The sequence below is a fragment of the Achromobacter insuavis genome (genome assembly GCF_902859645.1).
Taxonomy (GTDB): domain Bacteria; phylum Pseudomonadota; class Gammaproteobacteria; order Burkholderiales; family Burkholderiaceae_B; genus Achromobacter; species Achromobacter insuavis.
In genome coordinates, this window is sequence record NZ_CADIJR010000172.1 from 1 (window position 1) to 2,401 (window position 2,401).

General features: G+C 72.1%; 4 protein-coding genes. 3 read left to right on the top strand and 1 reads right to left on the bottom strand.

The annotated features are described in order from the left end of the window. On the top strand, positions 1 to 181 hold a 181-nt coding region (locus tag H0523_RS31850), incomplete at its 5' end, for a M20/M25/M40 family metallo-hydrolase (protein WP_180180311.1). On the opposite strand, the gene H0523_RS31855 is transcribed toward H0523_RS31850, so the two are convergent. Then, positions 173 to 610, bottom strand: coding sequence for a hypothetical protein (locus tag H0523_RS31855; RefSeq protein ID WP_054429071.1), 438 nt, complete (start codon positions 608 to 610; stop codon positions 173 to 175). The two genes, H0523_RS31850 and H0523_RS31855, sit on opposite strands and share 9 nt — an antisense overlap. 128 nt (positions 611 to 738) lie before the next feature. On the opposite strand from H0523_RS31855, the gene H0523_RS31860 reads away from it, so the two are divergent. Both H0523_RS31860 and H0523_RS31865 read left to right on the top strand, forming a co-directional pair. Continuing rightward, positions 739 to 1,584 carry an alpha/beta hydrolase gene (locus H0523_RS31860; RefSeq protein WP_054429073.1) on the top strand — a complete coding sequence of 282 codons (846 nt, stop codon included), beginning with the start codon at positions 739 to 741 and terminating at the stop codon, positions 1,582 to 1,584. A gap of 16 nt (positions 1,585 to 1,600) precedes the next feature. Next, the coding region (locus H0523_RS31865) for a M48 family metallopeptidase (RefSeq protein ID WP_180180312.1) at positions 1,601 to 2,401 on the top strand (801 nt) is incomplete at its 3' end.

The following is a 2,401-nucleotide window of genomic DNA, read 5'->3' on the forward strand; positions in this document are numbered from 1 at the left end:
CGGCGCCGGCCACGACGCCGTCTACATGGCGCCCACCGGCCCCATCGGCATGATCTTCATCCCCTGCCTGAACGGGCGCAGCCACTGCCCCGAGGAATGGATCGAGCCGGCGCAACTGCTGGACGGCACCCGCGTGCTGTACCAGACCGTGCTGGAACTGGATCGCAGGCTGTCACGCTGACCGCCGCGGCGCGCGCCACATCCGGCGCGCCGCCGCTGCCGCCAGCGCCAGCGGCAGCACGATATCCCATTGGTGCAGGAACAATTCGAAGGTCGGCTCCCAGCGGGCCCAGGTATTGCCGAACACGCGCGGATCGGGCATGCCCAGATACATGGCCAGCAACGCCGCCACGAACGTCACGGCCACGCGTCCGCGCCCCGGCGCCCGGCGCCGCCACAGCCGTTCCGCCACGATCAACGCCGCCAGCGCGACGAGGCCGGCGAACACCGCATCGATAAGGAAATCGGCGCGCTCGTAGGTATAGGGCGCGTCGGGAATCGCCAGGCCATAGGCGCCGGTCTGCAGCTTCGCCGTCAGGCAGGCGCCGTACAGCGCGGCGACCGCCACGAGCAACAGAAGATCGCATACCCCGCGCAGGAATCTGGACATGGCCGAACAATGGGAAAGACGGCGCAAACGCGCCAACGCCCGGCAGCATGCCATGAAACCCCGCCGGCTCGCCACGGACCGGCCCGCCGAGCTACAGTAGCCGGCTCATGGATCATCCCGGGCCCGCCATGCCGCTTCTCCGTCTGCTCTGCCTGCTTGCGCTGGCCTGTGCGCTGCCCGCCGCGGGCTGGGCCGCCGGGTTCAAGGACCTGCGCTACGGTCCGGCGTCGGCGCAACTGGCCGACGTCCACCTTCCCGCCGCCTCATCGGCCACGCCTGGCCTGGCGCCGATCCTGGTGCTGGTGCATGGCGGCTCCTGGTTGCACGGCGACAAGGCCGAACCCGATTTCATCCGGGACAAGCTGGCGCGCTGGCTGCCGCTGGGCTTCGTGGTCGTCTCCGTCAATACCCGCCTGCTGCCCGACGCGGGGCCGCGGGAACAGGCCGAGGACCTGGGCCTGGCCCTCGCCTGGATCCAGCGCCAGGCCGCCGACTGGCGGGCCGATCCAGCGCGCATCCTGATCATGGGCCACTCCTCGGGCGGCCATCTGCAGGCCCTGCTGGCGGCCGACGCCCCGCTGCGCGAGCGCACCGGCGCCCGGCCCTGGTTGGCCAACATCATCCTGGACGGCACGCCCTTCGACCTGCCGGGCATCATGGCCGCCGAGCACGCGCCGTTCTATGACAAGGCATTCGGCAACGATCCGGCCTATTGGCGCGCCGCCTCGCCCGCCGCGCAACTGAGCGGCCCCAATCCGCCGACGCTGCTGGTCTGCTCGTCATTGCGGCCGCAGTCGTGCCAGCGTTCGCGCGACTACGCGCAGCGATTGATGGCGCACGGCGGCCAGGCGCAGGTGCTGCCGGTGGCGCGCAACCACGGGCAGATCAACGCCGACGTCGGCGGCGACAATGACGAAACCCGGGCCATCCTCGCCTTTATCGACGCGCAGTTGCGGCGCCGGGCCGGCGACTAGGAGGCTTCGTCACGCCATGACCCGCTTCACCCTGCAACGACTGCGCATCGGCGCCTGGCTGGCCCTGGGCGATGGCGCCTTGCTGGCCGCCGGCGCGGCGCTGTGCGCGCTGCCGCTGCTGGCCTGGGCGTCGCTGCCCGGCGCCGCCGCCGTCCTGCGCGTGGCGCTGACGCTGCCCGCCCTGGTGTCGGGCGTCATCATGCTCAGGACACCGTTCAGCGCCGCCCCCGACCACCCCGAGGACGGCGTGCCGCTGCGCCGCGACGACGCGCCCGGCCTGTTCGAGGAACTCGACCGCCTTCGCGCCGCCCTGGCCTCGCCGCCGCTGGACGCGATCTATCTGGACGGCGAATTCAATGCCGCCATCCGCCAGCACCGCACGCTGGGCGGCCGGACCCGCAACGTCCTGTGGCTGGGACAACCGTTGCTCGAAATGCTGTCGCCGGCCGCGTGCCGCGCCATCCTGGCCCATGAAACCGCCCACATCGCGCAACGCCACGGCCGCTACGCCAGCCGCGTGTATTTCGCGCGCCTGCAATGGCAGGACGTCAGCCAGCGGCTGGATCGGCGCCGGCGCCTGTCGAACGCGCCGCTGCGGCTGTTCGTGGCCTGGTACGTGCCGCGCTTCCTGCAGGTCAGCCTGGACTTCGCCCGGCAGTGCGAAGTCCAGGCCGATGCCGAGGCCGCGCGCGTCTGCGGCCAACCCGCCATGGCCGAGGCGCTGTCGGCGATGGCGCTGCAATGGCGGGCGTTGCGCGGCGCCTGGCCGGCGCTGCTCGCCGCCAGCGATCCGCCGCGGCCCTACGCGGCGCTGGCG

Excerpts from the sequence above, each read along its gene's own strand:
- H0523_RS31855 (WP_054429071.1), bottom strand. The coding sequence starts at position 610 with ATGTCCAGATTCCTGCGCGGGGTATGCGATCTTCTGTTGCTCGTGGCG.
- H0523_RS31860 (WP_054429073.1), top strand. The coding sequence starts at position 739 with ATGCCGCTTCTCCGTCTGCTCTGCCTGCTTGCGCTGGCCTGTGCGCTG.